This window comes from Aminobacter sp. P9b, from assembly GCF_045345995.1.
GTDB lineage: Bacteria > Pseudomonadota > Alphaproteobacteria > Rhizobiales > Rhizobiaceae > Aminobacter > Aminobacter niigataensis.
Genome location: NZ_CP150082.1, coordinates 950764 through 976606, shown reverse-complemented (window position 1 = coordinate 976606; position 25843 = coordinate 950764). Strand labels below are relative to the sequence as shown.

General features: G+C 65.1%; 27 protein-coding genes and 1 tRNA gene. 16 read left to right on the top strand and 12 right to left on the bottom strand.

Features of this window, described 5'->3' with window-relative positions; translation table 11 throughout:
- Window positions 1-50 precede the first annotated feature (50 nt).
- The 7 genes from benD to WHT83_RS04850 form a co-directional block, all read right to left on the bottom strand.
- The gene (gene benD, locus WHT83_RS04880) at window positions 51-839 is read right to left on the bottom strand and encodes a benzoate diol dehydrogenase BenD (protein WP_406873126.1); all 789 of its coding nucleotides are present in this window, start codon (window positions 837-839) and stop codon (window positions 51-53) included.
- A complete protein-coding gene (gene benC, locus WHT83_RS04875; protein ID WP_406873125.1) occupies window positions 836-1855 on the bottom strand; it encodes a benzoate 1,2-dioxygenase electron transfer component BenC in 1020 nt (339 codons plus the stop codon). Before benC ends, benD begins: the two co-directional genes overlap by 4 nt.
- A 22-nt stretch (window positions 1856-1877) precedes the next feature.
- Window positions 1878-2369: a benzoate 1,2-dioxygenase small subunit gene (benB, locus tag WHT83_RS04870; protein WP_108605947.1), complete on the bottom strand. Its 492-nt coding sequence runs from the start codon at window positions 2367-2369 to the stop codon at window positions 1878-1880.
- 89 nt (window positions 2370-2458) lie between these two features.
- Window positions 2459-3829, bottom strand: coding sequence for a benzoate 1,2-dioxygenase large subunit (gene benA / locus WHT83_RS04865; protein WP_406873124.1), 1371 nt, complete (start codon window positions 3827-3829; stop codon window positions 2459-2461).
- Window positions 3830-3886: 57 nt separating this feature from the next.
- Window positions 3887-4813, bottom strand: a complete 927-nt coding sequence (gene catA / locus WHT83_RS04860; RefSeq protein ID WP_406873123.1) for a catechol 1,2-dioxygenase — start codon at window positions 4811-4813, stop codon at window positions 3887-3889.
- A 95-nt stretch (window positions 4814-4908) separates the two neighbouring features.
- A complete protein-coding gene (gene catC, locus WHT83_RS04855; protein WP_406873122.1) occupies window positions 4909-5199 on the bottom strand; it encodes a muconolactone Delta-isomerase in 291 nt (96 codons plus the stop codon).
- A gap of 4 nt (window positions 5200-5203) precedes the next feature.
- Window positions 5204-6358, bottom strand: a complete 1155-nt coding sequence (locus tag WHT83_RS04850; protein ID WP_406873121.1) for a muconate/chloromuconate family cycloisomerase — start codon at window positions 6356-6358, stop codon at window positions 5204-5206.
- Between the two features lie 100 nt (window positions 6359-6458).
- On the opposite strand from WHT83_RS04850, the gene WHT83_RS04845 reads away from it, so the two are divergent.
- The 6 genes from WHT83_RS04845 to arsK all read left to right on the top strand — a co-directional run bounded on the left by WHT83_RS04845 (window position 6459) and on the right by arsK (window position 11228).
- Window positions 6459-7382 carry a LysR family transcriptional regulator gene (locus tag WHT83_RS04845; protein ID WP_406873120.1) on the top strand — a complete coding sequence of 308 codons (924 nt, stop codon included), beginning with the start codon at window positions 6459-6461 and terminating at the stop codon, window positions 7380-7382.
- Between the two features lie 132 nt (window positions 7383-7514).
- Entirely contained in the window at window positions 7515-7859 is a 345-nt protein-coding gene (locus WHT83_RS04840; RefSeq protein ID WP_108605953.1) for a helix-turn-helix transcriptional regulator, read from the top strand.
- 3 nt (window positions 7860-7862) lie between these two features.
- Entirely contained in the window at window positions 7863-8924 is a 1062-nt protein-coding gene (gene arsB / locus WHT83_RS04835; protein WP_406873119.1) for an ACR3 family arsenite efflux transporter, read from the top strand.
- Window positions 8921-9334 (top strand): arsenate reductase (glutaredoxin), encoded by a 414-nt coding sequence (arsC, locus tag WHT83_RS04830; RefSeq protein WP_406873118.1) that lies wholly within the window; start codon window positions 8921-8923, stop codon window positions 9332-9334. The genes arsB and arsC overlap by 4 nt, the downstream gene beginning before the upstream one ends.
- Before the next feature lie 2 nt (window positions 9335-9336).
- Complete coding sequence (gene arsH, locus WHT83_RS04825) at window positions 9337-10041, top strand: arsenical resistance protein ArsH (protein WP_406873929.1); 705 nt, start codon at window positions 9337-9339, stop codon at window positions 10039-10041.
- Complete coding sequence (arsK, locus tag WHT83_RS04820; protein ID WP_406873117.1) at window positions 10038-11228, top strand: arsenite efflux MFS transporter ArsK; 1191 nt, start codon at window positions 10038-10040, stop codon at window positions 11226-11228. Before arsH ends, arsK begins: the two co-directional genes overlap by 4 nt.
- A gap of 111 nt (window positions 11229-11339) precedes the next feature.
- On the opposite strand, the gene WHT83_RS04815 is transcribed toward arsK, so the two are convergent.
- Together WHT83_RS04815 and WHT83_RS04810 are read right to left on the bottom strand one after the other, a co-directional pair.
- Window positions 11340-11415 (bottom strand) — tRNA-Ala (locus WHT83_RS04815).
- 145 nt (window positions 11416-11560) lie between these two features.
- Window positions 11561-11953: a TIGR02300 family protein gene (locus WHT83_RS04810; RefSeq protein ID WP_108606018.1), complete on the bottom strand. Its 393-nt coding sequence runs from the start codon at window positions 11951-11953 to the stop codon at window positions 11561-11563.
- 175 nt (window positions 11954-12128) lie between these two features.
- Here WHT83_RS04810 and aroA point away from each other — a divergent pair, with 175 nt between their 5' ends.
- The 5 genes from aroA (at window position 12129) to WHT83_RS04785 (ending at window position 18122) form a co-directional block, all read left to right on the top strand.
- Entirely contained in the window at window positions 12129-13481 is a 1353-nt protein-coding gene (gene aroA, locus WHT83_RS04805) for a 3-phosphoshikimate 1-carboxyvinyltransferase (RefSeq protein WP_406873116.1), read from the top strand.
- 29 nt (window positions 13482-13510) lie between these two features.
- On the top strand, window positions 13511-14212 hold the full coding sequence (locus WHT83_RS04800; protein WP_406873115.1) for an SDR family oxidoreductase: 702 nt from the start codon (window positions 13511-13513) through the stop codon (window positions 14210-14212).
- Between the two features lie 19 nt (window positions 14213-14231).
- Window positions 14232-14870, top strand: coding sequence for a (d)CMP kinase (gene cmk / locus WHT83_RS04795; RefSeq protein WP_406873114.1), 639 nt, complete (start codon window positions 14232-14234; stop codon window positions 14868-14870).
- A 171-nt stretch (window positions 14871-15041) separates the two neighbouring features.
- On the top strand, window positions 15042-16739 hold the full coding sequence (gene rpsA / locus WHT83_RS04790) for a 30S ribosomal protein S1 (RefSeq protein ID WP_108606022.1): 1698 nt from the start codon (window positions 15042-15044) through the stop codon (window positions 16737-16739).
- 243 nt (window positions 16740-16982) lie between these two features.
- A complete protein-coding gene (locus WHT83_RS04785; RefSeq protein ID WP_406873113.1) occupies window positions 16983-18122 on the top strand; it encodes an alpha/beta hydrolase in 1140 nt (379 codons plus the stop codon).
- A gap of 48 nt (window positions 18123-18170) precedes the next feature.
- On the opposite strand, the gene WHT83_RS04780 is transcribed toward WHT83_RS04785, so the two are convergent.
- From WHT83_RS04780 to WHT83_RS04770, 3 genes are read right to left on the bottom strand one after another with little or no spacing between them, the layout of a single operon-like run.
- Window positions 18171-18878, bottom strand: coding sequence for an SDR family NAD(P)-dependent oxidoreductase (locus WHT83_RS04780; protein WP_406873112.1), 708 nt, complete (start codon window positions 18876-18878; stop codon window positions 18171-18173).
- A 33-nt stretch (window positions 18879-18911) separates the two neighbouring features.
- A complete protein-coding gene (locus WHT83_RS04775) occupies window positions 18912-20486 on the bottom strand; it encodes a 5-guanidino-2-oxopentanoate decarboxylase (protein WP_406873111.1) in 1575 nt (524 codons plus the stop codon).
- Window positions 20483-21133 (bottom strand): TetR family transcriptional regulator C-terminal domain-containing protein, encoded by a 651-nt coding sequence (locus WHT83_RS04770; RefSeq protein WP_406873110.1) that lies wholly within the window; start codon window positions 21131-21133, stop codon window positions 20483-20485. Before WHT83_RS04770 ends, WHT83_RS04775 begins: the two co-directional genes overlap by 4 nt.
- A gap of 236 nt (window positions 21134-21369) precedes the next feature.
- On the opposite strand from WHT83_RS04770, the gene WHT83_RS04765 reads away from it, so the two are divergent.
- The 5 genes from WHT83_RS04765 (at window position 21370) to WHT83_RS04745 (ending at window position 25816) form a co-directional block, all read left to right on the top strand.
- A complete protein-coding gene (locus WHT83_RS04765; protein ID WP_108606027.1) occupies window positions 21370-22182 on the top strand; it encodes an ABC transporter ATP-binding protein in 813 nt (270 codons plus the stop codon).
- Window positions 22183-22233: 51 nt separating this feature from the next.
- Window positions 22234-23013: a transporter substrate-binding domain-containing protein gene (locus WHT83_RS04760; RefSeq protein ID WP_318763081.1), complete on the top strand. Its 780-nt coding sequence runs from the start codon at window positions 22234-22236 to the stop codon at window positions 23011-23013.
- 214 nt (window positions 23014-23227) lie between these two features.
- The gene (locus WHT83_RS04755) at window positions 23228-23980 is read left to right on the top strand and encodes an ABC transporter permease (RefSeq protein WP_406873928.1); all 753 of its coding nucleotides are present in this window, start codon (window positions 23228-23230) and stop codon (window positions 23978-23980) included.
- Window positions 23977-24786, top strand: coding sequence for an ABC transporter permease (locus WHT83_RS04750; RefSeq protein ID WP_406873109.1), 810 nt, complete (start codon window positions 23977-23979; stop codon window positions 24784-24786). Before WHT83_RS04755 ends, WHT83_RS04750 begins: the two co-directional genes overlap by 4 nt.
- 4 nt (window positions 24787-24790) lie before the next feature.
- Window positions 24791-25816 (top strand): Ldh family oxidoreductase, encoded by a 1026-nt coding sequence (locus WHT83_RS04745; protein WP_406873108.1) that lies wholly within the window; start codon window positions 24791-24793, stop codon window positions 25814-25816.
- Window positions 25817-25843 lie beyond the last annotated feature (27 nt).

Here is a 25843-nt window from a genome sequence, read left to right as displayed (position 1 = left end):
TTGTCTGTGGGGTCGGCGGCGCGAGCTTGCTGCCCGGCGTCGCCGTGTTTTCAGCCGCTGTCGCCGCCACCGACCGGCAGGATGGTGCCAGTGAGGTAGGAGGCCTCGTCCGAGGCCATGAACAGGATGGCGTTGGTCTGCTCGGCGAGCGTGCCGTAGCGTTTCATGAAGCTGGTGGCCTTGGTCTGGTCGACCACCGCCTGCATCCAGGCCTTGTCGCGTTCGTCCTGGGCAGCGTCATTGCGCGGGATGCGGCGCACCGGTGCATCCGTGCCGCCGGGCGCGACCGCGTTGACGCGGATGCCGCGCTCGGCGTTCTCCATGGCCAGCGATACGGTCAGCGCGTTGACCGCGCCCTTGGCCGCCGAATAGGGCACGCGGTTGATGCCGCGCGTGGCGATCGACGAGACGTTGACGATCGACCCGCCGCCGGCCTCGATCATCAGCGGCAGCACGGCGCGGCAGCACCACATGGTCGGAAACAGCGAGCGGCGGATCTCCGCCTCGATCTGCGTCTCGTCGAAATGCTCGAACGGCCGCATCCAGATGGCGCCGCCGACATTGTTGACCAGCACATCGACGCGCCCGAGAGCGGTGCGCGCTTCTTCGATCGCGCCTGCCGCGCCCTGCCAGCTCTCGAGGTCGGCCAGGATCGCAACGGCCTTGCCGCCGCTGGCGACGATCTCGGCTGCGGCCTCCCTGGCCAGTTCGGAGCGGTCGACAAGCGCTACATGCGCACCCTCGGCCGCCGCCTCGATCGCCACCTGGCGGCCGATGCCTTGGGCGGCACCGGTGACGACCATCGCCTTGCCGGCGAAACGCTCCGCCCGGCCGTTCATATCGCTGCCTCCGCGGCCACGAACTTCTCGTGGTAGAAGGCGGCAGGCTTGACCCCGATCTTGTCGAAATGCGCCTTGACCGCGTCGACCATCGGCGGCGGGCCGCAGAGATAGACGTCGGCCTCGCCGTCGTTGAGATCGGCGGCGCCGAAATGGTCGGTGACGAAACCGGTCAGGCTGTGCGTGCTCGCCGTGTCGGACACGCAGACGTCGAAGGTGAAATCCTCCATCGTCCCGGCAAAACGCTCGAGCTTTTCGACCTCGACCATGTCGACGTCGCGGGTGACGCCGTAGACGAGCCTGACCGGGTGAGCGGGGCCGCCCTGCTCTTCCAGATATTCGAGCATGGCGAGGAAGGGGGCGAGACCGGTGCCGCCGGCTAGGAACAGCGTCGGCCGGCGGAGTTCGCGCAGGTAGAACGCACCCACGGGACCACGCAGCGTGAGCCGGTCGCCGGTCGCCGCCTGGCTGGACAGGTAGGTCGACATCAGTCCGCCAGGGATGTTGCGGACCAGGAAGTCGGCACGGCCGCCCGAGACGCAGGACGAGAACGAATAGGCGCGGCTCTCGCTGGTGCCTGGAACCGAGACCTGCATGTATTGGCCGGGCAGGAAGCTCAGGGCATCCGGCTGGTCGAGGGCGACGGTGAAGCCGATGGTGGTGTCGGAAAGCTTGCGCACGTCGGCGAGCTCAGCCTCAAATGCCGTCGGTCCGCTCTTGCACAGCGCCGAGGTGGCCGGAATGCTGATGACGCAATCGCTTTCCGGCCGAAGCTGGCAGGTCAGCACATAGCCCTCCGATGCCTCGTCCTCGCTGAGGGCATCCTCGATGTAGTCGCCCATCCTGAAGCGGCCCGACTCGCACTTGCTCTTGCAGGTGCCGCAGGCGCCGTCGCGGCAATCCATCGGAATGTTGAGCCGGGCCCGATAGGCCGCATCGGCCACGACCTCATTGCCGTCGCATTCGATGAAGCGGGTGACGCCGTCTTCGAAATTCAAAGCTATCCTGTGTGCCATGGCGCGATCCTCCCTGGCCTGTTCAGACGTGGTAGATGTCGATGACGTGGTGGATGTAGTCGTTGGTCAGCACGACCTTCTTGCGGGCGATCTTCAGCCCGCCGTCGCCGACCTCAAGCGTGTAGAATGACGCCCCGTAGTAGGAATCGGTGGTCTTGTAGCGGAAGTTGAAGGTCAGCCAGTTGAAGCGGACCTCAAGCTTCTCCGCATCCTGTTCCAGGATCTCGACATTGGAGATGTGGTGGATGGTCCGTGGCTCCGGCAGGCTGGTGGCGCTGGAGCGCTCGGTGCGGATGCGGAAGATGCGATCCTCCAGCCCCTGCTTGGTCGGGTAGTACATCAGCGAGATTTCGGTCTGCGGGTCCTCGACGAGCGTTTCATCGTCGTCCCAGGACGGCATCCAGAACTCGGCATGCGGGGCGTAGAGCGCGAGCCATTCGTCCCACTGCCTGTCGTCCAGGAATCGGGCCTCGCGATAGAGGAACTCTTCCACCTCTTGGCGTGAAATGGTCATGACGTCTCCTTCCGCGGACCGTTCTCGGACCGCGCCGTGCGGGCTTGATGCTTGAAAGGCGGCGAGCCGGGCTCGCCGATCAGTTGCCGTCAGTCAGTCGGGTTCTTGCCGACCGCCTTCTCCAGCGTTTCCTTCCAGTATTTGTGCTGGATGACGAACAGGCCTTCGTCCTCGGTCTTGGCGCCCGACAGCAGCGGCTTGAGGCCGATTGCCTTGGCGCCTTCGTCGGCGCCCTCGATCCAGTGCGTGGCGCCGCGGCTGAGGTCGTTCCACGCCGCCTGCCGCGCCTGGTAGCCGATCTGGCAGGAGCGGAACTCCTCGAGGTCGTCGGGCGTGGCCATGCCGGAGGCGTTGAAGAAGTCCTCGTACTGGCGGATGCGGCGGGCACGTGCCTCGGCACCCTCGCCCTTGGGCGCGATGCAGTAGATGGTGACTTCCGTCTTGTCGACCGAGATGGGCCGGTACATGCGGATCTGCGAGGAGAACTGATCCATCAGGTAGACGTTGGGGTAGAGGCAGAGGTTGCGCGAACGGTCGATCATCCAGTCGGCCCAGGACTGGCCGAACTTCTCGGTCAGTTCGCCGCGCTTCTCGGCAAGTGGCCGGTCCTCCGGATTGCTCCAGCGGGTCCAGAGCAGGAGATGGCCGTGCTCGAAGGAGTAGAAGCCGCCGCCCTGCTTGGCCCAGGACGAGGCGTCCATGGCACGGGTGACGTCGACGCCGGCAGCAGCGGCCAGCGCATCCTTGCGGTGATTGGTGGTCGCCGCATAGTTCCAGTGCACTGAGGAGACATGGTAGCCGTCGGCGCCGTTCTCGGTCTGCAGCTTCCAGTTGCCGTCATAGACATAGGTCGAGCCGCCGCGCAGCACTTCGAGCCCGTCGGGCGACTGATCGACGATCATGTCGATGATCCTGGCGGCTTCTCCAAGATGCTGTTCGAGCGGCAGCACATCGGCATTCAGGCTGCCGAACAGGAAGCCGCGATAGCTCTCGAAACGCGCCACCTTGGTCAGGTCGTGCGAACCGTTCTTGTTGAACTGCTCGGGATAGCCGGCACCGTCGGGGTCCTTGGCCTTGAGCAGCTTGCCGCTGTTGGAGAAGGTCCAGCCGTGGAACGGGCAGGTGTAGGTGCTCTTGTTGCCGCGCTTGTGGCGGCACACCATCGCGCCGCGATGCGAGCAGGCGTTGAGGAAGCAGTGCAGCTCGCCCTTCTTGTCGCGCGAGATGACGATCGGCTGGCGGCCGATATGGCCGGTCAGGAAGTCGTTGGCGTTCGGGATCTGGCTTTCATGGGCGAGATAGACCCAGTTGCCCTCCCAGATGTGGCGCATTTCCAGCTCGAACAGGTCGGGGTCGGTGAAGATGTCGCGACGGCAGCGATAGGCGCCGGTGGCGGGGTCGTCTACGACGGCCGCATCGAGCTTGTCTTCGATGTGCCGATCAAGGTTTGAGTCCAGCATGTTGCATTCCTCCACAAAGGTGGCGCGCCGCCTCCGCTTGGCGCGCCCGATCCGACATCAGGCGCTGACGCGTTCGCGCTCGACCACGGTGTCCGTCACGCCTTCCACTTCAGGCATCAGCACGAAGTCGAAGTCGATCGAGGCGAAGGGCTCCTGCACCTGGCGTTCGGCCAGCACCTTGGGGTCGCTGATGCGGGCGACCGGGGGGATGAGGTCGTTGCGGGTACCGAAAGCGAAATCCTCGAACAGGTATTCGTCGCCTTCGATGTTGATCTGCGTCGTCAGGTGGCGGTAGCCGGGCGCCGAGACGAAGAAGTGGATGTGCGCCGGGCGGTGGCCATGGCGGCCGAAGGCGAACATCAGCTGTTCGGTCGAGCCGCCAGGAGGCGTGGCATAGCCGCTCGGCATGATCGAGCGGAAGCTGTAGCGCCCCTCGGCATCGGTCTGGATGCGGCGGCGCAGGTTGTAGGCCTGCTGCTGGGGGTCGAAATGCGAATAGTTGCCCAGCGTGTTGGCGTGCCAGACGTCGACGATGGCGTCGGCGACAGGCTTGCCATTCTGGTCGCGGACCTGGCCCTGCATGAACACGACCTCGCCCTTGTCGGAGCCGTCGTCGAGCCGCGCAGTGCCCTTGGAGAGCGGTGCGCCGGCAATGTAGAGCGGTCCTTCGATGGTGCGGGCGGTGCCGCCGGCGAGGCCTGCGCGGCGCTCGGCCTCGTCGAGGCGCAGGTCGAGGAAATGCTCGAGGCCGATGCCCGGGGCGATCAGGCCGAGTTCATTGTTGCGCGCCGCCTGGCCGAGATAGGCGACGGCACTCCAGACCTCGTTCATGCTGATGTCGAGATCGTCGATGGCGGTGAACAGGTCGCCGAGCAGCCGGTTGGCGATGCTCTTCAGGCGCTGGTCGCCGCCCGGCTGGTCGAGACCGCTGGCACGGCTGGCGAGATCGTCGATGACGGACTTTTCGATAAGCTTGCTGGACATGGGAACCTCCCTTTCTGGCTCGCATTGCTGCGCGTTGACTAAACTCGCTCCCTTGCTCCCGCTCTACCTGCGCGGAAGGGAGCCCCTGTCGGCGCCTATGCGCCGTCGTCGGCGATCGCCGACGGATGCCGGCAGAGCGCCTTCACTTCGATCTGCATGAACGGAAAAAGTGGCAGCCCGGACAGGATTTCATGCAGTTCGCCCGGCCCGCTGACGTCGAAGACGCTGACATTGGCGTACTGGCCGGCGACGCGCCAAAGATGGCGCCACTTGCCGCTGCGTTGCAGTTCCTGGGCCTGCGCCTTCTCCGTTGCCTTCAGTCGGTCGGCCTGGTCCTTGGGCAGATCGTGCGGCAGGTTGACGGTCATTTCGACATGAAACAGCATGACCTCACCTCACCACGCGCAAGGACGCGGGCGCACCGGCCCGGTCGCGACGGAAGCGGTTCACCGCCGCGTCATCCAATTCGATTCCCAAGCCAGGCCCTGTCGGAACCCTGAGCTCGAAGTCGGCGTAGCCGAGCGGCTCGGTCAGCAGTTCCTCGGTCAGGAGCAGCGGGCCGAACAATTCGGTGCCCCAGTCGAGACTGCGAACCCCGGCAAACAGGTGTGCTGCGGCGATCGTGCCGATCGGTCCTTCAAGCATCGTGCCGCCATAGACGGCGATACCTGCCGCTTCGGCCACCGCGATCACCTTCGATGCGGCGAACAGGCCGCCGGCCTGCTCGATCTTGACCGAGAACACGTCGCCGGCGTGCTTCGATGCCGCGGCCAGCGCGCTTTCGGGTCCGGTCAGTATCTCGTCGGCCATCAGCGCGATGCGGGACTTCGCCTGCAGCCGGGCGAGCGGCTCGACGCCGGCGACAGGCTGCTCGACCAGCACGCAGCCGGCGTCGGCCAATGCCGCAATGCCATGGGCCGCCTCGCGTTCGCGCCAGGCCATGTTGACGTCGACGCGGACACTGGCGAAATCAGGCAGCGCCTTGCGGATCGCCGCCACATGCGCGACGTCCTGGTCAACCGGTCGCTTGCCGATCTTCAGCTTGAAATCCTTGTGGCGGCGGGCCTCCAGCATGCGCTGGGCCTCTTCGATATCCTTGGCGGTATCGCCCGAAGCCAGTGTCCAGGCCACCGGCAGGCTGTCACGCCTGGAACCGCCGAGCAGTTCCGAGAGCGGCAGGCCAAGGCGGCGTGCCTGTGCGTCCAGAAGGGCGGTTTCGACCGCGCATTTGGCGAAGTGGTTGCCCTTCACCGCCGCATTGACCTTGTCCATGGCAAGCGCGACGCGCGTCGCGTCGGCGCCGATGAGCAGCGGCGCGATGTACTGGTCGATCGCAAGCTTCATGCTTTCGGGGCTTTCGGCGCCATAGGCGAGACCGCCGATCGTGGTGCCTTCGCCCAGTCCCGAGACCTCGTCGGAGCAGCGCAGCCTGACGACCATCATCGTTTGCCCGCTCATCGTCACCATCGACAGCGCGTGCGGCCGGATGGTTGGCACATCAAGCAGGATGGTATCGATTTCGATGATGCGGATGCCAGAATTCACGGAACTTTCCTCCGAACTTCCTATGGCAAACGCTAGCTTTGAGCCGACAAACAGTCCAAGACTATCTCGGTCGATATCGATACCTAGAAGGTATAGTGCCATGGACATGCGCCAGCTTCGCTACTTCGTCGCCGTCGCACGCGAGCGCAATTTCTCGAGGGCTGCAGAGGTGCTGCATATCGCTCAACCGCCGCTCAGCCGGCAGATCCAGCAACTCGAAGAGAGCCTGGGCGCCGTACTGATCGACCGGTCGAGCCGGCCGCTGGCGCTGACCGAGGCCGGCCGCTTCTTCTACGAGCAGGCGAGCCAGATGATCACGCGGATGGAGCACATTCGCGAGCAGACGCGCCGCATCGCGCTGTCGCGGCGCGAGATCTTCATCATCGGATGCGTCGGCTCGACGCTCTACAGCGGCATTCCCGACCTCGTCCGCCGCATGCGGGTCCGCTGGCCGGAGCTCGGCATCGAGTTCCGCGAGATGATGTCGGTCGAGCAGATCGCCGCCCTCAAGGACGGGCGCATCGATCTCGGCTTCGGCCGCGTGCGGCTCAGCGACCCGGATGTCGAACGGATCACGCTGCGCGAGGAGCGACTGGTCGTCGCCTTCCCGAAGAACCATCCCAAATCGCTCTCGACCTCGCCGATCGCCCTCAAGGACATAGAGGGCGAGATCTTGGTGATCTATCCCTCCAAGCCGCGGCCAAGCTTCGCCGACGAGGTGCTCGGCCTGTTTGCCGAGCTCAATGTCGAACCCGGCATCGTCGAGGAGGTTCGCGAGATACAGACCGCGCTCGGCCTGGTGGCAGCGGCCGCGGGCTTGTGCATCGTTCCGGCGGCCTCGCAGCGCCAGCGCCCCGACGATGTCTGCTACCGCATCTTGTCCGATGAAAAGGCAACCTCGCCGGTGATCATGAGCTATCGGCGCAACGACAATTCCGGACGGATAGAGGCGATCAAGGAACTGATCCGGGAAATGTATGCCGACAACCCGCCCTGGCTGCAGCTGTCGAACATTACCTGGTAGCCTGGAAAACTCGCTGCCAGGCAGAAGGCCAGGCAGGTCGCAGGGCTTCCGTGACGAAATCGAACATTTCGCCTTGTCAGAAATATTCGGGTCGGCTACTCATCATTTCGATATTTCTAGGATTATTGAAATATGGAAGAGCACCAAGCCCTCGCCGCCTTCGGAGCCCTGTCGCAGGAGACCAGGCTGCGCATCTTGCGCATGCTGGTTGTCGCAGGTCCCGATGGCATGGCGGCCGGCACCATTGCCGACAAGGCCGACGTTTCGGCCTCCAACGTCAGCTTCCATCTCAAGGAACTGGAGCGGGCAGGCCTGGTCGCCGCACGCAGGGATTCCCGGTCGATGATCTACAACGCCGAGTACGATGCGATCAGGGGCATCATCCGGTTCCTGATGGAGGACTGCTGTTCCGGCCGTCCGGAAATCTGCGCGCCCGTCATCACCGCCGCGGCCTGCGGCACTCCGTTGAAGGCCTGACCGATGTCCATATTCGAACGCTACCTGACCCTTTGGGTCGCACTCTGCATTGTCGTGGGCGTTGCCCTCGGCCATTTCCTGCCCGCCCTGTTCCAGGGCATCGGCGCCGCCGAGATCGCCAAGGTCAACATCCCGGTCGCCGTACTGATCTGGCTGATGATCATCCCGATGCTGCTCAAGATCGATTTCGCGGCATTGCATGAGGTCGGCCGGCACTGGCGCGGCATCGGCGTGACGCTGTTCATCAACTGGGCCGTGAAGCCGTTTTCCATGGCGCTGCTGGGGTGGCTGTTCATCGGCTGGCTGTTTAGGCCGCATCTGCCGGCAGATCAGATCGACTCGTACATTGCGGGCCTGATCATCCTGGCCGCAGCGCCTTGCACGGCCATGGTGTTCGTCTGGTCGAACCTGACGAAGGGCGAGCCGCACTTCACGCTCTCGCAGGTCGCATTGAACGATGCGATCATGGTCGTTGCCTTCGCGCCGATCGTCGGCCTGCTGCTCGGCCTGTCCGCCATCACTGTTCCATGGGACACGCTCGTCCTGTCGGTCGTCCTCTACATCGTCATTCCCGTGCTCATCGCCCAGGTCGTTCGGCGTGGCCTGCTGGCTCGTGGCGGACAGGCAGCGCTCGACGGCCTGCTCAAGATTGTGCAGCCGATGTCGCTGGTCGCGCTTCTGGCCACGCTGGTGCTGCTGTTCGGCTTCCAGGGCGAGCAGATCATCGCGCAGCCGCTGGTCATTGCGATGCTCGCCGTGCCCATCCTGGTCCAGGTCTATTTCAACTCCGGACTTGCCTATCTGCTGAACCGCATTTCCGGCGAACAGCACTGCGTTGCCGGACCGTCGGCACTGATCGGTGCTTCCAATTTCTTCGAACTGGCCGTGGCTGCCGCCATCAGCCTGTTCGGATTCAGCTCGGGCGCAGCGCTCGCAACCGTCGTCGGCGTGCTGGTCGAGGTTCCGGTGATGCTGTCCGTCGTCTGGATCGTGAACCGCTCGAAGGGCTGGTACGAGCGCGGCATCGAAACCAAGACATCAATCGAAACCGGGAGCGCCCGATGACCGTCACGATCTACCACAACCCCGCCTGCGGCACGTCCCGAAATACGCTCGCATTGATCCGGGCCAGCGGCGAGGAGCCCGTCGTCATCGAATACCTCAAGGACCCGCCGTCGCGCGATCGGCTGGTCGAGCTTCTCGGCGCGATGAAGATGCCTCCCCGCGACCTGTTGCGGCAAAAGGGAACGCCCTACGGCGAACTCGGGCTGTCGGATCCCAAGTGGAGCGATGACCAGATCCTCGACTTCATGCTCGCCCACCCGATTCTGATCAACCGGCCGATCGTGGAGACACCGCGCGGGACACGCCTGTGCCGTCCATCCGAAGCGGTGCTCGACCTGCTCGACAACCCGGTGGCGTCCTACACCAAGGAGGACGGCGAAGTGGTGAGCTACGATCGAAAGCTCCTGTGAACATGGACTTGCCCAATCTTCAGCCGGACGCGTTCCGCATGCCCGACCCGGGAGCGCTGAACGCAGCCTTCCCGGCCCACAAGCCGCGTATCCTGTTGCTCTACGGCTCGCTCCGCGAGCGGTCCTACAGCCGCTTCCTGACGCTCGAGGCCCAGCGGCTGCTCGATGCGATGGGGGCTGAGACGCGCGTCTATCATCCAAACGGCCTGCCATTGCCGGAAGACGCCTCGGCCGAGCATCACAAGGTGCAGGAACTGCGCGAAGCGATGCTCTGGTCGGAGGGCCAGGTATGGACCAGCCCCGAGCGGCATGGCGCCATGAGCGCGGTCATGAAGGCGCAGATCGACTGGATCCCGTTGCCGGGCGGGGCCATCCGTCCGACGCAGGGCCGGACCCTGGCTGTCATGCAGGTTTCTGGCGGTTCGCAGTCCTTCAACGCCGTGAACCAGATGCGGATCCTCGGACGCTGGATGCGGATGGTCACGATCCCCAACCAGTCTTCGGTCGCCAAGGTGTGGCAGGAGTTCGATGAAAGCGGGAGAATGAAGCCTTCATCCTTCTACGACCGGGTCGTCGATGTCATGGAAGAGCTGATGAAGTTCACCTTGCTTACGCGCGGCATCTCCGGACATCTGACCGATCGCTACAGCGAGCGCAAAGAGCATGCCGCCAAGCTTGAAAAGCGCGTGCGACTGAAATCGCTATGACAGCCGAGCGTGCGCCGATCGCAGCAATTGCCGCCCTCGGCATCACGCAAATCATCGGCTACGGAACGCTCTACTACGCCTTCAGTATCCTCGCCGGCGACATGGCGAAAGATCTGGACTGGTCCGCGGAATGGGTCTTTGGGGCTCTGTCGGCCGCCCTGCTGGCCGGCGGCCTCGTGGCTCCCTGGCTGGGATCATGGATCGACCGCTACGGCGCCGGGCGGCTGATGACGCTCGGCTCCGGACTGGCCGCCGCCGGCCTCGTCGCATGCGCCATGGCGCCGACCAAGACCGCCTTCGTCCTTGCCCTGATCGCCGTCGAGATCGCTGCCAACCTGGTGCAGTACGGCGCGGCTTTCGCGCTGCTGGTCCAGATTTCGCCTCGCACTGCGCAGCGGAGCATCACCTACCTGACCCTGATCGGAGGCTTTGCTTCCACGATCTTCTGGCCGATGACCGACGCATTGCATGCCATGATGCCATGGCAGCACGTCTACCTGATCTTCGCCGGCCTCAATGTTGGTGTCTGCCTGCCTCTGCATGCCTGGCTGTCGCATGGGCTGGCGCAAAGCCGGCGGAAGGCCTCACAGTTGCCTGCGCCCATCGTCGGCCAACTCGCAGCGTCGGCACGCCCATTGGGCTTCGCCCTGATGGTGACGGCCTTCGCCCTGCAGTCCCTGGTCGGCGCAGCCGTCCTGGTCCACATGGTCCCGCTGCTTTCAGGCTTGGGCCTTGGCGCTTCGGCCGCTGTCATTGGAACGCTGTTCGGCCCGTCCCAGGTGCTGAGCCGCCTGACCAACATGATGTACGGCCGCAACCTGTCGCCGGTGATGCTGGCGTTGATCGCAGCAGCGCTCATGCCATGCGCCGTCGCGGTGCTGGTACTGACCGCCCCGAGCGTCGTCGGAGCCATGGCATTTGCCGTCCTGTTCGGCCTGGGCAACGGGCTGTTCAGTATCGTCTCCGGCACCTTGCCGCTGATGCTGTTCGGAAGCGAAGGCTATGGCCGGCTCCAGGGACGCGTCACGTCAGCACGCCTGATCGTCTCGGCGCTGGCACCGTTTGCGCTCGCCTTCGGGATGGCCAACATCGGCATCACCTGGTCGCTGGCGCTCGTGGTCGGATTGGGCGGAAGTGCCGCCCTCACGCTTCTGGCGGTCAACCGCCTGGCCCGAAACGGCACCTGAAGCCCATGCGGACGCGCCAGGGTCAGCGAACTGAAGTTCGCCGATTCCGCTCAAGGCCCGGCCAAGCCAGGAGCCGATCTTTCAGAAATAGCAGATTTGACGAAGGTGATTTGGTGGAGCCAAGCGGGATCGAACCGCTGACCTCCTGCATGCCATGCAGGCGCTCTCCCAGCTGAGCTATGGCCCCACACCCGGCATAAGCCGGCGCCGTTTCCGGCGAAAGTCGGCGCGAATTTTTCGTCCGCGCCGCATTTGTTGGCGGCTTCTAGCGCCGCATTCGACCATTGGCAAGCCTTGATCGAAACCTTTTTTCGGTTTCCCGAAAAGGCGTGTCAGATCTCGTCGTCGTCGTCGCCGACGCCGATCATGTCGGAGACGTCGTCGTCTTCCTCTTCCTCGTCGGCGAGGAAGGTATCGTCATCGTCGTCGCCCAGGTCGACATCATCGTCGTCGTCGAGATCCGGCAGATCGTCGCCACCGCCCTTGGCCTCGTCGTCGGCGTCCTCCAGGGACACGACTTCCGCGCCTTCCTCTTCAGGGTCGAGCTCCTTGGCTTCGACTTCCTCTTCCTCTTCCAGGATGGCCGAAGCCTTGCCGTCGTCGAAGTAGGAGCGCGGATAGGCCCTGCCGGTGTACGGCGAAACGATCGGGTCCTTGTTCAGGTCATAGAATTTGCGACCCGTCTCCGGGTCGATACGCTTTGTGCCAAGCTCGGATTTTGCCACGTCAGGCCTCGTTTTCTAGATTTTCGTCCCCTTAGCCGCAGTTGGTGGCGCTGTCAAAGCCAAATCCCCGAGCGGGGGCGATGGGGGATGACCGTTACCGCAATCGATGCTACGACACCGCCGCAATCATTGGGAAAAGCCCGTTTTCCTGGGCCATCCCGCACGAGGAACCACCATGTCGCATCAAGCTGTGCCACAGCCGGCCGTCGCCCGGAAGTCAAAATCGCTGTCTGGAACCGCCCGCATCCCGGGCGACAAGTCGATTTCGCACCGCTCCTTCATGTTCGGCGGCCTCGCATCGGGCGAAACCCGCATCACCGGCCTGCTCGAGGGCGAAGACGTGATGCGCACCGGCGACGCCATGAAGGCGATGGGCGCGCATATCGACAGGCGCGGCGCGGAATGGATCATCACCGGTACCGGCAACGGTGCCCTGCTGCAGGCCGAAGCGCCGCTCGACTTCGGCAATGCCGGCACTGGCTCGCGCCTGACCATGGGCCTTGTCGGAACCTATGACATGGAAACCACCTTCATCGGCGACGCCTCGCTGTCGGGCCGGCCGATGGGCCGCGTGCTCGATCCGCTGCGCCAGATGGGCGTGCAGGTCATCAACGCCGCGCCCGGCGACCGCATGCCGCTGACGCTGCGCGGCCCGCGTCAGGCCGCCCCCATCACCTATCGCGTGCCAATGGCCTCGGCGCAGGTGAAGTCGGCGGTGCTGCTCGCCGCCCTCAACACACCGGGAATCACCACCGTCATCGAGCCGGTGATGACCCGCGACCACACCGAAAAGATGCTGAAGGGCTTCGGCGCCAACATCGAGGTCGAGACCGACGAGCAGGGCGTGCGCCACATCTTCATCGAAGGCCAGGGCAAGCTGACCGGCCAGGTCATCGCCGTGCCGGGCGATCCGTCCTCGGCCGGCTTCCCGCTGGTCGCAGCACTGATCGTGCCAGGCTCCGACATCACCATCGAAAACGTGCTGATGAACCCGACGCGTACCGGCCTGATCACCACGCTGATCGAAATGGGCGGCAAGATCGACATCCTCAACCCGCGCAATGCCGGCGGCGAGGATGTCGCCGACCTGCGCGTGCGCGGCTCCGAACTCAAGGGCGTCAAGGTCCCGGCCGAGCGGGCGCCGTCGATGATCGACGAATATCCGGTGCTGGCGGTCGCGGCCTGCTTTGCCGAGGGCGAAACCCTGATGCAGGGTCTGGAAGAGCTCCGCGTCAAGGAATCCGACAGGCTGGCCGCCGTTGCCCGCGGCCTCGAAGCCAATGGCGCCGACTGCACCGAAGGCGAGACCACGCTGTCCGTCCGTGGCGTTCCCGGCGGCAAGGGCCTCGGCGGCGGCACAGTCAAGACCCATCTCGACCACCGCATCGCCATGAGCTTCCTGGTCATGGGCTTGGCTTCCGAAAAGCCCGTCACCGTCGACGACCAGGCGATGATCGCGACAAGCTTCCCGGAGTTTATGGGACTGATGGCGGATCTGGGAGCGGAGATCGACCAGACCGCCGCTTAACGCCGGCAACGTAACCGAGGAGCGAGCTTATGACCAACAAAGTAGCGATGATCGTCGGCGGCGGCAGTGGCATGGGTGCTGCGGCGGCGCGCAAAATGGCAGCCGACGGCTATGCCGTCGCCGTCCTGTCCTCGTCGGGCAAGGGCGAGGCACTGGCCAAGGAGCTCGGCGGGCTCGGCTTCACCGGGTCCAACCAGTCGAACAACGACCTGAAGCGCTTCGTCGACCTGACCATGGCCAAATGGGGCCGCATCGATGCGTTGGTCAACGGCGCGGGACATGGGCCACGCGCGCCGCTCTTGGAGATCACCGACGAGCAGTGGCACACCGGCTTCGATGTCTATTTCATGAATGTCGTGCGCGCGGTGCGGTTTGTCGCGCCGATCATGGTTGAACAGAGGGGCGGCGCCATCGTCAACATCTCGACCGCCTGGGTGGGCGAACCGGCGGCGATGTTCCCGACTTCGGCGGTCGCGCGCGCGGGTCTTGCCGCCTACACCAAACTCTTCGCCGATCAGTACGCCCCGCACAATGTCCGCATGAACAACGTGCTGCCGGGCTGGATCGACAGCCTGCCGCAGACCGACGAGCGCCGCGACGGCGTGCCGATGCAGCGCTACGGCACGTCCGAAGAGATCGCCGCGACGATCGCCTTCCTGGCCTCGGAGGGTGCCGCCTACATCACGGGCCAGAACCTGCGGGTCGACGGCGGTTTGATGCGCAGCATCTGACGAGGGACCCGCGTGAACGATGCCTAACTCCATCACCATCGCCATCGACGGCCCCGCAGGCGCGGGCAAGGGCACGCTCGCGCGGCGCCTGGCAGATTATTACCACCTCGCCTTGCTCGACACCGGGCTGACCTACCGTGCCGTCGCGCACATGCTGATCGAAAAGGGCTGGCCGCTCGACGATGTCGCGCACGCCATCGAGGCGGCGAAGCTTGTCGATCTCGGCCATCTCGACCGCAAGGTGCTGTCGGCACATGCCGTCGGCGAAGCCGCGTCCAAGGTGGCGGTCATTCCCGAGGTGCGTAAGATCCTGGTCGAGAAGCAGCGCCAGTTCGCGCGCATACCGCAAGGGGCGGTGCTCGACGGCCGCGACATCGGCACCGTCGTCTGCCCCGACGCCGACGTGAAGCTCTACGTTACGGCCAGCGCGGAGGTGCGGGCCCAGCGGCGCCTGTCCGAGATCGAAGCCAATGGCGGCAGCGCCGATTTCGCCGGCATTTTGGCCGATATCGTGCGCCGCGACGAGCGCGACACCGGCCGCGCCGACTCCCCGCTCAGGCCCGCCGACGACGCGCACTTGCTCGATACGTCAGAAATGGATATAGAAGCCGCGTTTTCCGCAGCCAGGGATATCGTCGATCAAGTCCTTGGAAGTTGAAGGCACGGCTGAAGCCTCAGGGTTTCGTCACTTAACCGACCTGTCCGCATTCTTCTTGCGCCGATTTGCCGCTTTGGGCGGCCAAGGGCTTTTTGCCCGGGATGTTGGCAGGCCAACGCAACGCTAACCCACGGCGCCGCTCCCGCAAGCCGGGACGCACCAGGAGATCCAATGTCACAAGCTAATCCCTCCCGCGACGATTTCGCGAGCCTGCTCGAAGAGTCCTTCTCGGACGGTCATTCGGGCGAAGGCCAGGTCGTCAAGGGTATCGTCACGGCCATCGAAAAAGACATGGCCATCATCGACGTCGGCCTGAAGGTCGAGGGCCGCGTGCCGCTGAAGGAATTCGGCGCCAAGGCCAAGGACGGCCAGCTCAAGGTCGGCGACACCGTCGAGGTCTATGTCGAGCGCATCGAAAACGCGCTTGGCGAAGCCATGCTGTCGCGCGACAAGGCCCGCCGCGAAGAGAGCTGGGTCAAGCTCGAAGAGAAGTTCACCAAGGGTGAGCGCGTCGAAGGCGTCATCTTCAACCAGGTCAAGGGTGGCTTCACCGTCGATCTCGACGGCGCCGTTGCCTTCCTGCCGCGTTCGCAGGTCGACATCCGTCCGATCCGCGACGTCACCCCGCTCATGCACAACCCGCAGCCCTTCGAGATCCTCAAGATGGATCGCCGTCGCGGCAACATCGTCGTTTCGCGCCGCACCGTTCTCGAAGAGAGCCGCGCCGAGCAGCGTTCGGAAATCGTGCAGAACCTCGAAGAGGGCCAGGTTGTCGAAGGCGTGGTCAAGAACATCACCGATTACGGTGCGTTCGTCGACCTCGGCGGCATCGACGGCCTGCTGCATGTCACCGACATGGCCTGGCGCCGCGTCAACCACCCGACCGAAATCCTCAACATCGGTCAGTCGGTCAAGGTGCAGATCATCCGCATCAACCAGGAAACCCACCGCATCTCGCTCGGCATGAAGCAGCTCGAGAGCGATCCGTGGTCCGACATCGGCACCAAGTTCCCGATCGGCAAGAAGATCACCGGCACCGTCACGAACATCACCGACTACGGTGCGTTCGTCGAGCTCGAGCCGGGCATCGAAGGCCTCATCCACGTTTCGGAAATGTCGTGGACCAAGAAGAACGTGCACCCCGGCAAGATCCTGTCGACCACCCAGCAGGTCGACGTTGTCGTGCTCGAGGTCGATCCGGCCAAGCGCCGCATCTCGCTCGGCCTCAAGCAGACGCTCGAGAACCCGTGGGAAGCTTTCGCCCGTAACCACCCGGCCGGCAGCGAAGTCGAAGGCGAAGTCAAGAACAAGACCGAATTCGGCCTGTTCATCGGCCTCGACGGCGACGTCGACGGCATGGTGCACCTGTCCGACCTCGACTGGAACCGTCCGGGCGAGCAGGTCATCGAAGAGTACAACCGTGGCGACATGGTCAAGGCTCAGGTCCTCGACGTCGACATCGACAAGGAACGCATCTCGCTCGGCATCAAGCAGCTCGGCCGCGACACCGTCGTCGAAGCCGCGACCTCGGGCGAACTGCGCAAGAACGCCGTCGTCACCTGCGAAGTCACCGGCATCAAGGATGGTGGCCTCGAAGTCCGTCTCGTCGAGAGCGGCATCGAGACCTTCATCAAGCGTTCGGACCTGTCGCGCGACCGTGACGAACAGCGCCCCGAGCGCTTCGTCGTCGGCCAGAAGGTTGACGCCCGCATCATCGCCTTCGACAAGAAGACCCGCAAGCTGCAGGTCTCGATCAAGGCGCTGGAAATCGCCGAAGAGAAGGAAGCAGTCGCTCAGTACGGCTCGACCGACTCCGGCGCTTCGCTCGGCGACATCCTGGGCGCAGCCCTGAAGAACCGCGGCAACTGAGCCATTCGCTCATTGTCGTGAACTGAAAAAACCCCGCCGGAGCGATCCGGCGGGGTTTTTTCTTGGCCGTGGGCGCATGAAGATCACGTGCGACGGCGCGAACAGGCGCAAGTGATGCCGGAATGCTTCACGGCGCATCCGAATGCTTCCGGGCAGCCTGCGTTCGGTACCTCCGCGGTTGCCGCCGCCAGGATTTGCTGCTCTTAAGTCCGCCAAGCCCTGTCCCGCGTCCCGAGCCCGGCAATGATCAAGTTGCGTTTTCTGACCTTCTTTCTCGTGCTCGTAGTCCTGTCCGGTTGCGGCCGGCGGGCCGTGCTTGGTCTCGGCGACGGCAAGGAAGGCGAATCGGCAGCTGTCGTGCCGATCTATGTCTCGACCATGCGGGCACGCTCGGACAATCTTGCGCTGCCCTATTCGGCCGAACGCGCTAAGTCGCTCAATTTTGCAAAGTTCGAGATCGGCATTCCAGCAACCCATGTTGCCGGAGAGGTCGAAAGCGCCAGCCGCGCGCCCAGTCCGGTGCGCAACTTCGTCGCCCGCTCGTTCCAGCCCTTCGACGAGAAGGCGCAGTTCGTGGCTGCCCTCGACGCCGACCTGATGCGACGCCCGCCGGAAGAGCGCGAGGTCTTCATCTTCGTTCACGGCTACAACAACAACTTCGCCGACAGCATCTTCCGCAATGCCCAGATCGTCCACGACTATAAGATCAAGGCGGTGGCGCTGCACTATGCCTGGCCGTCGGGCGGGTCTTTGCCGCTCTACGTCTATGACCGCGACAGCGCCGCCTACAGCCGCGACGGCCTTGCCGACACTATCGAGATCGCCGCGCGCAGCCAGGCCAAGCGCGTTGTGCTCGTCGGCCACTCGATGGGCAGCTATGTGGTCATGGAGGCGCTGCGCAGCCTGTCGCTGAGCGGCCGCGACAAGTACATCAGCCGCATCAACGATCTCGTGCTTGCGGCACCGGACATCGACATCGACGTCTTCCAGAGCCAGTTGCGCGACATCGACAAGCTGCCGAACCCGTTCATGATCCTGGTGTCGACGCGCGACAAGGCGCTGAACCTGTCGGGCGGGTTGACCGGCGGCCACCCGCGCGTCGGTTCCGGCGCCGATGTCGCAGCCCTGCAGGCGGAAAACATCACAGTGCTCGACACATCCAACCTCGACGGCGGCAGCCATGGCGTCTTCGCCAGTTCGCCGACGCTGATGGCGTTGATGGCAAAAGGCGGACTGACCAACGACATCACCGACAGGGGCGAAGGCGCGCCGGCCGAAACCATCCTTGCCGACGGCACTTCGGTCATCCAGGGCGCCGCCTCGCTGGTCATCTACCTGCCGGCCAGACTGCTGGGCGTGCCGAATGGCGGCCTGACGCGCTAGCCCCCGCGACAGGTCGACAGCGATCTCGATCGGGCAGGGCCGCTAGCCCTATGCTCGGCCGTAGATCGCGGCCACCGTGCCGCTGGTGACCAGATTGGCCGGAGAAGCAAGCTGCGCAATCGCGGCCGCCGCTGCTTCGAGGCTGACCCATTTGCCGAAATCCGCCTTGGGCATGGCATCGCGGTTGGCCTGCGTGTCGAGGGTCGACGGCGCCACGGCATTGACCAGGATGTCCGCGCCCTTCAGTTCCTCCGCCAGCGCCATGGTCAGCGCCGCCACGGCCGCCTTGCTCGCCGCATAGGCTGCCATGCCACCGCCCTTGCGCGGCTCGATGCCGGCGCGTGCGGAAACGTTGACGATGCGGCCGCCGGCCTTGCCTGCAAGCATCGAGCGGGCCGCTGCACGGCAGCAGAGAAAGGCGGTCTTTGCGTTGAGGTCCATCATCCGGCTGAACTGGTCGGGATCGACGGCCTCGACCGCGCCCATGTCGAAGCCCCCTGCCGAATGGATCGAGGCCCAGAGACCGGGAATGGCGTCGTAGAAGGCATCGACGGCCTGTGCATCCGTCAGGTCCACGCCGGTGGCGATGTGGACACGATCCTTGCCGGCGAATTCGAAACCGTCAGGCGCCTTCGGCCGGCTGATCGGCAAATGGCAGATGGCGCCTTCGCCAAGCAGGTGCCTGGCTACCGCCGCGCCCAGCGCACCGGTGGCGCCGGTAACAACGACATGCCGGCCTTCGAAACTCTTCGTCATGCTCAACTCCCGCGATGGACCGCCAAGCGCGGCCTATTCGACGGTGATTTCTATCAGACAGGGTTTTCCCGTCGAGCACGCCTTTTTCAATGCGCTGCCGATTGCGCCAACATCCCGCAGGCGCTCGGCCTGAAGACCATAGGCCTGGGCGATCAAAAGGAAGTCCGGCGGCACCGGCGACACACCGACTGGCTCGACGCCGGCATCGAGCATCGAGGTCTCGATCTCGCGATAGCCGCGATTGTTCCAGACGACGAAGATGACAGGGGCATTCGCATCCAGCGCCGCCCCCAGTTCCGGCAAGGTGAACTGGAAACCGCCGTCGCCACTGAGGCAGACCACCGGCGCATCCGGTACGGCCAGCGCCGCGCCGATCGCCGCCGGCGGGCCGAAGCCAAGCGCACCGTAGCCCGTCGCCGCATTGAACCAGCCGCCCGGCCGGTCGTGGTCATAGTAAAGATTGGCGGCATAGACCGGCTGGGTCGAATCGCCGACGATGATCGCGCCCGGCAAAGCGTCGCGTATCGCCTCCACCGCTCGAACCTGCGCCTGCATCGCCGGGCCGATTTCCGCCCAGGCGCGCTCCCGCGCCGCCTTGGCGCGCGCTGCGCCGCCGGCCTGGCGCGCTTCGGAAACATCGGCACCCAGCCTCGCAAGTGCGGCACCCGCATCGGCCAGGATCGAAACCGCCGCCGGGCGCCGGCCAAGCTGCATCTCGTCGATGTCGATGCGGATCAAGCTCTTCGGCAGCATGAAGCCACCGTCGCCATACATGTCGTAGTCGGTCGGCCCGAACTCGGTGCCGACGGCGATCACCAGATCGGCATCCGCCATCAGCGACCGTACCGCCTTGAGGCTGGGGCTCGCCGGCACGCCGAGTCCATGGCCGTGCATCAGGCCACGTCCGTTGGCTGTGGTGACGACTGGTGCGTCGAGTTTTTCCGCCAGGGCCCTGAGTTCAGCCTCGGCCCGTCGCGCCCCGCCACCGGCGAGGATCAGCGGCCGTTTCGTCGCGCTGACCAAGGGCCTTGCTTCGGCAAGCGCGCGTTCGCCCGGAGCAGGCGCAGCCGCACGCTTCGGCAATGGCTTCAGCCCATCCGCCGGCTTGCCCATGACATCGAGCGGAACCTCGATATGCACCGGCCCCGGCCGCCGCGTTGCGAACATCTCGAAGGCCCTGGCAATCGCGCCGGGCAGTTCGGCTGCCTCGGTCACCCGCCGCGACGACAGCGCCACCTTTTCCATCATGCCGCGCTGGTCGGGCAGTTCGTGCAGGTAGCCCAGGCCCTTGCCCAGCGTGGGCTGTGCGTTGACGCCCGAGATCACCAGCATCGGCACCGAATCGGCGCGTGCCTGGGCCATGGCGGTGATGGTGTTGGTGAGCCCCGGCCCGGTGATGACGAAGGCCACCCCCGGCCGGCCCGTGGCGCGGGCATAGCCGTCGGCCATGAAGCCGGCGCCCTGCTCGTGGCGCGGCGTGATGTGGCGGATCTTCGATCGCGCCAGCCCGCGATAGAGCTCGATCGTATGCACGCCGGGGATGCCGAACACGGTATCGACGCCATGCGCTTCGAGCAGATCGATAAGAGCTTCGCCGATCGTCGTCATGCCACCTCCCTTTCGCCGCGCAATCCCAGGCCGAGCATCGCTTCCACCGAGCCGATGCCGATCTCGGCCAGTTCGCCTGCCTCGAACATATCGCCGGCGAGGCAGCCCTCGACCCAAAGCCCGTCGATGATGGCGTTGATGGCGATGGCCAGGCGGCGCAATTCCGACGGGCTCGCCTGCCGGCCGGCGTCGGAAAAAACCTCGGCGACCAGCGCCTCGACTTCGTCGCGGAAACCGAGATAGCCGGCCCGGTGGGCCGCCCCCAGCGCCGGATCGCTGCTTGCCCGGCCGATGAAACTGGCCCAGAGCGAGAAGCTGCGCCCATCGACCACCGGCGGCGCGAGGTTCGCCGCGACAAAGGCCGCAAGCCGCCGCCCGGGCTCCTGCTCGACGGTCGCCAGCGCTGTCTTGGCGAGGTCCGTCATGCGTCCCATGACGGCGGCATAAGCCGCCTGCAAAAGCTCTTCCTTGCCAGGGAAATAGTGGCGGATCAGCCCAGCGGTGACGCCGGCGCGCAGCGCGATGGCCCTGACCGTCGCGCCCTGCAGCCCGTGCTCGGCGACGCAGTCGAGGGTGGCCTCGATCAGGTCCTGCCGACGGCGCTCCTCGCCTTCTCGGCGGAATTTTCTCCGCGCGGCGACTGCCATGTCCACCTTCGCTTCGTCTGGAAAAATTGGCCGAAACCGGCCTCGCGAATATTTATACACTTGCATAACAACGTCGCAAGTGCCGTAATGGAAGCATAAAAGAAGCGGGAACTGGTGCCGTTGACGCCGCAAGGCCGAAAGGTCCATCCTCACCGCCCAGGGGAACATCGCGACGCGACCATGAGCAGCCTGATGCAAGCTGACGGGAAGACGTTCACGCGCCGGAGCCATCGCTGATGGCTGCGGGTCATGCAGCCCAGCACCCTGCACGATCAGACGGCCAAGCCGCCGAAGCCATCCATGTCGAGAACCTGCACAAGAAGTTCGGCCAGTTGCATGTGCTGAAGGGCGTGTCGCTGTCGGCTCGCGACGGCGAGGTGGTGGCGATCATAGGCGGCTCTGGATCGGGCAAGTCGACGCTGCTGCGCTGCATCAACTGTCTGGAGAACCCGACCAGCGGCATCATCCGCGTCAATGGCGAGGAGATCCGCCTCAAGCCGAACAGCCTTGGCGACAGCGTGCCGGCTGACCGGCGCCAGATCGAGCGCATCCGCTCGCGCCTCGGCATGGTGTTCCAGAGCTTCAACCTGTGGAGCCACATGACGCTGCTGGAAAACGTCATCGAGGTGCCGGTGCATGTTCTGGGCATCAAGCGCGCAGACGCCATCGCCGAGGCCGAGCGGCTGCTGGCGCGCGTCGGCCTTGCCGAAAAGCGCGACGTCTACCCGGCCTATCTCTCCGGCGGCCAGCAGCAGCGCGCGGCAATCGCCCGTGCGCTCGCCGTCCAGCCGCGCGTCATGCTGTTCGACGAACCGACCTCGGCGCTCGATCCCGAGCTGGTCGGCGAGGTGCTCAAGGTTATCGGCGACCTCGCCCGCGAAGGCCGCACCATGGTGCTGGTCACCCACGAGATGAAGTTCGCCCGCGAGGTGGCAACCCATGTGATCTATCTCTGGAACGGCGTGGTCGAGGAGGAAGGCCCGCCGGAACAGCTTTTCGGGGCGCCGAGATCGGAGCGGCTCAAGCAGTTCATCCGCAACATCGGCTAGCCTGGACGAAATACGGGAACATCAAGAACAACGACAAACGGGAGAGACAGCATGAAAGCACTGCTTGCAACTGCGGCCTTGGCACTGGTCCTTGGCTTGAGCGCGGGAAGCGCCGGCGCCCAGGCGATCAAGGTCGGCATGGCACCCGAACCCTACCCGCCCTTCGCCTCACCCGACGCTTCGGGCAAATGGGGCGGCTGGGAAATGGAGATGATCGACGCTCTTTGCGCCGAGGCGAAGCTGCAATGCGAGGTGACGATGACCGCCTGGGACGGCCTGATCCCGGCGCTCAACTCCAAGAAGATCGACGCCATCATCAACTCGATGTCGATCACCGACGAGCGCAAGAAGTCGATCGATTTCTCCGACAAGTATTACAACACCCCGGCCGGCATCATCGGCTCCAAGGACGTCAAGTTCGATGCCACGCCCGAGGGCCTCAAGGGCAAGATCATCGGCGTGCAGGTGTCGACGGTGCACGAGGCCTACGCCAAGAAGCACTTCGCCGACAGCGCCTCGGAGATCAAGATCTACCAGACCCAGGACGAGGCCCAGGCCGACCTTGCAGCCGGCCGTGTCGACGCGGTGCAGGCGGATTCTCTTTCGCTCGCCACATTCCTCGCCACCGATGCGGGCAAGGCCTGCTGCGACATGAAGGGCGATGTCGCCGAAGACGTCGAAATCCTCGGGCCGGGCGTCGGCGTCGGCCTGCGCCAGGGCGACACCGAGCTCAAGGACAAATTCAATGCCGCCATCAAGTCGCTGCGTGACAGCGGCAAATACGCCGAGATCGCCAAGAAATATTTCGACTTCGACATCTACGGCAAGTGAGGGGGGGCGTGCAGATCCGGCCTTGCGCCGGCACCGGATCAGTCGCGACGCCGACGCCCACCCTACCCCTAATGGGGAGGGATAAAGGGTGGGGGTCCTTTTCCTCGGCAATCCGGCGGACAACCGGGTGGAGCGCTGCACCCCCACCCCTAACCCCCTCCCCACAAGGGGGAGGGGAACGACGTCGTCCCATCCCGCACCGAGGACCACTGATATCGAGCACCTGCTGAACCCGCTGCTGCAGACAAGCGCTGTCGAGCTGCTCGCCATCTCGCCGCCCGGCTGGGGCGCCAATCTTTTGCGCGGGCTCGCAAACTCCGTCCAGATCGCCCTGGGCGCCTTCGGGCTCGGCCTCGCCATCGGCATCGCCGGCGCCTGGGGCAAGCTCTATGGCAGCCCTGTGGTGCGCGACCTGATGGAGATCTACACCACCGTCGTGCGTGCCGTGCCCGAGCTGGTGCTGATCCTGCTGCTCTATTACGCCGGCACCGACCTCATCAACCGTGCGCTCGACAGCTTCGGCTACGCTCCCGTCGACATTTCAGGGCTTGCCGCCGGCATCGGCGTGCTCGGGATCGTCCAGGGCGCCTATGCCACCGAAGTCATCCGCGGCGCCATCCTTGCGATACCGCAGGGCCAGATCGAGGCGGCGCGCGCCTACGGCATGCCGCCGGGCAAGATGCTGCGCCGGATCACGCTGCCGGCGATGCTGCCCTTCGCCATTCCCGGCCTCGCCAATCTCTGGCTCATCGCCACCAAGGACACCGCCCTGCTCGCCGTCGTCGGCTTCAACGAGCTGACGCAGGAAACGCGCCAGGCCGGCGCCACGACAAAAGCCTATTTCACCTTCTTCGTCGCCGGCGGCGTGCTCTATCTGCTGCTGACGCTGTTCTCCAACGTCATTATCGGCCGCATCGAGCGCTGGGCGCGGCGCGGCATGCCGCCGGTCGCGGAGTCCGGCCGATGAGTGCTGCCGCTCCTGCCGCTACAACGCCCGCCACCCGCTCGGAATGGCTGCAGCCGCACCGCATCGTGCTGATCGCGATTGCCGCAGCACTGGTGCTATCGGCGATCTTGTTCATGCGCTGGGACTGGCTGCCGAATTATTACGACCTGGCGCTGCTCGGCATCTGGCGCACGATCTGGATTCTCGTCGTCACCGTGGTGCTGGGCTTCATGCTCGCCGTTCCACTCGGCCTCGCCCAGGCCGCCGGGCCGTTCTGGCTGGCCTGGCCGGCCAAGGCCTTCTGCACGGTCATCCGCGGCACGCCGCTGCTGCTGCAGCTCTGGCTGCTCTATTACGGCCTCGGCTCGCTGTTCCCGCAATTTCCCTGGATCAGGCAGTCGGAGCTATGGCCGATCCTCAGGCAGGCCTGGCCCTATGCCGTCTTGGCGCTGACCTTGTCCTACGCCGCCTATGAGGGCGAGGTGATGCGCGGTGCCTTCGCTGGCGTGCCGAGAGGGCAACTGGAGGCCGCCCGCGCCTTCGGCATGAGCCCATGGAAACGCTTCCGTCGCATCTGGCTGCCGCAGGCCATCCACCGCGCCCTGCCGACGCTGGCCGGCGAAACCGTACTCCAGCTCAAGGCCACGCCGCTGGTCGCCACCATCACCGTCATCGACATCTACGCGGTGGCTTCGCGCGTCCGCCAGGACACGTTCATCGTCTACGAGCCACTGTTGCTGCTCGCCCTGATTTATCTGATCATCACGGGCATCCTCGTCTTCGCCTTCCGCAAGCTGGAGGCGAAGATACCGGCCAGACTGGGATAAGCCTATGCCGCAGACAAAGACAGAAACGGTCACGCTCAGCCTCGACGAAGCCCGTGCGCTCTGCATATCAGCTGCCATCGGGGCCGGCGCCAGCGAAGAGACGGCGCAGTCGATCGCACTTGCCGCGGTTGCCGCCGAAGCAGACGGCCAGGCGAGCGTCGGGCTGTCGCACTATGTCGACTATCTCGAAGCGCTCGAAGCCGGGCGCATCGACGGCAAGGCCGAACCGGTCGTCACCAGGCCAGCGCTGGCGATCTACCTCTCCGACGCCCGGGGCGGCGCGGGCCACACCGGCTTCGACCGCAACTTCGACGACATCGCCAAGGCCGCCAGGCTGTTCGGCGTCACCATCTTCTCGCAAAGGAATGCCTATACCTGCGGTTCGCTCGGCTATTTCACCGGCCGGCTTGCCGAAGCGGGCCTTGTTGCGCTCGCTGCCACCAACGGCCCGGCTCTGGTCGCAGGCTCCGGCTCGACCAAGCCGGTGTTTTGCACCAACCCGATCTCGCTCGCAGCCCCTGCCGCCGATGGCCCGCCGCTGATCATCGACCAGTCGTCGAGCGCGACCGCCTTCGTCAATGTGCGCAAGGCGGCCGAAGCCGGCGAGGAGATCCCCGAGGGCTGGGCGCTCGACGCCAGGGGCAAACCCACGACCGATGCCAGGAAGGCGATGAAGGGTGTGCTGCTCGCCTTCGGCGGGGCGCGGGGCGCCAACATCGCGCTGATGGTCGAGGTGCTTGCTGCCGGCATCTCGGGCGCCAACTGGTCGGTCGACGCCCCGTCGATCACATCGGGCCACGAGTCGCCCGGCACCGGCCTGTTCATCGTCGCCCTCGACCCGAAACTGTTCGATTCCGGCTTCGAGGCGCGCATGCGGACGCAGCTCGACCGGCTGTCCGGCCAGTATCACGTCCACATCCCCGGTCCTGCAAAGGCCGCAGCCCGCGCCCGCTCCGAAGTCGAGGGGATCACGATCCCCGTGGCCCTGCACGCCCGTATCGGCGAATATTCCGCGCGGCAGGCTGACTGAACCGGGAGCGTTTTCGACTCCGCTTTG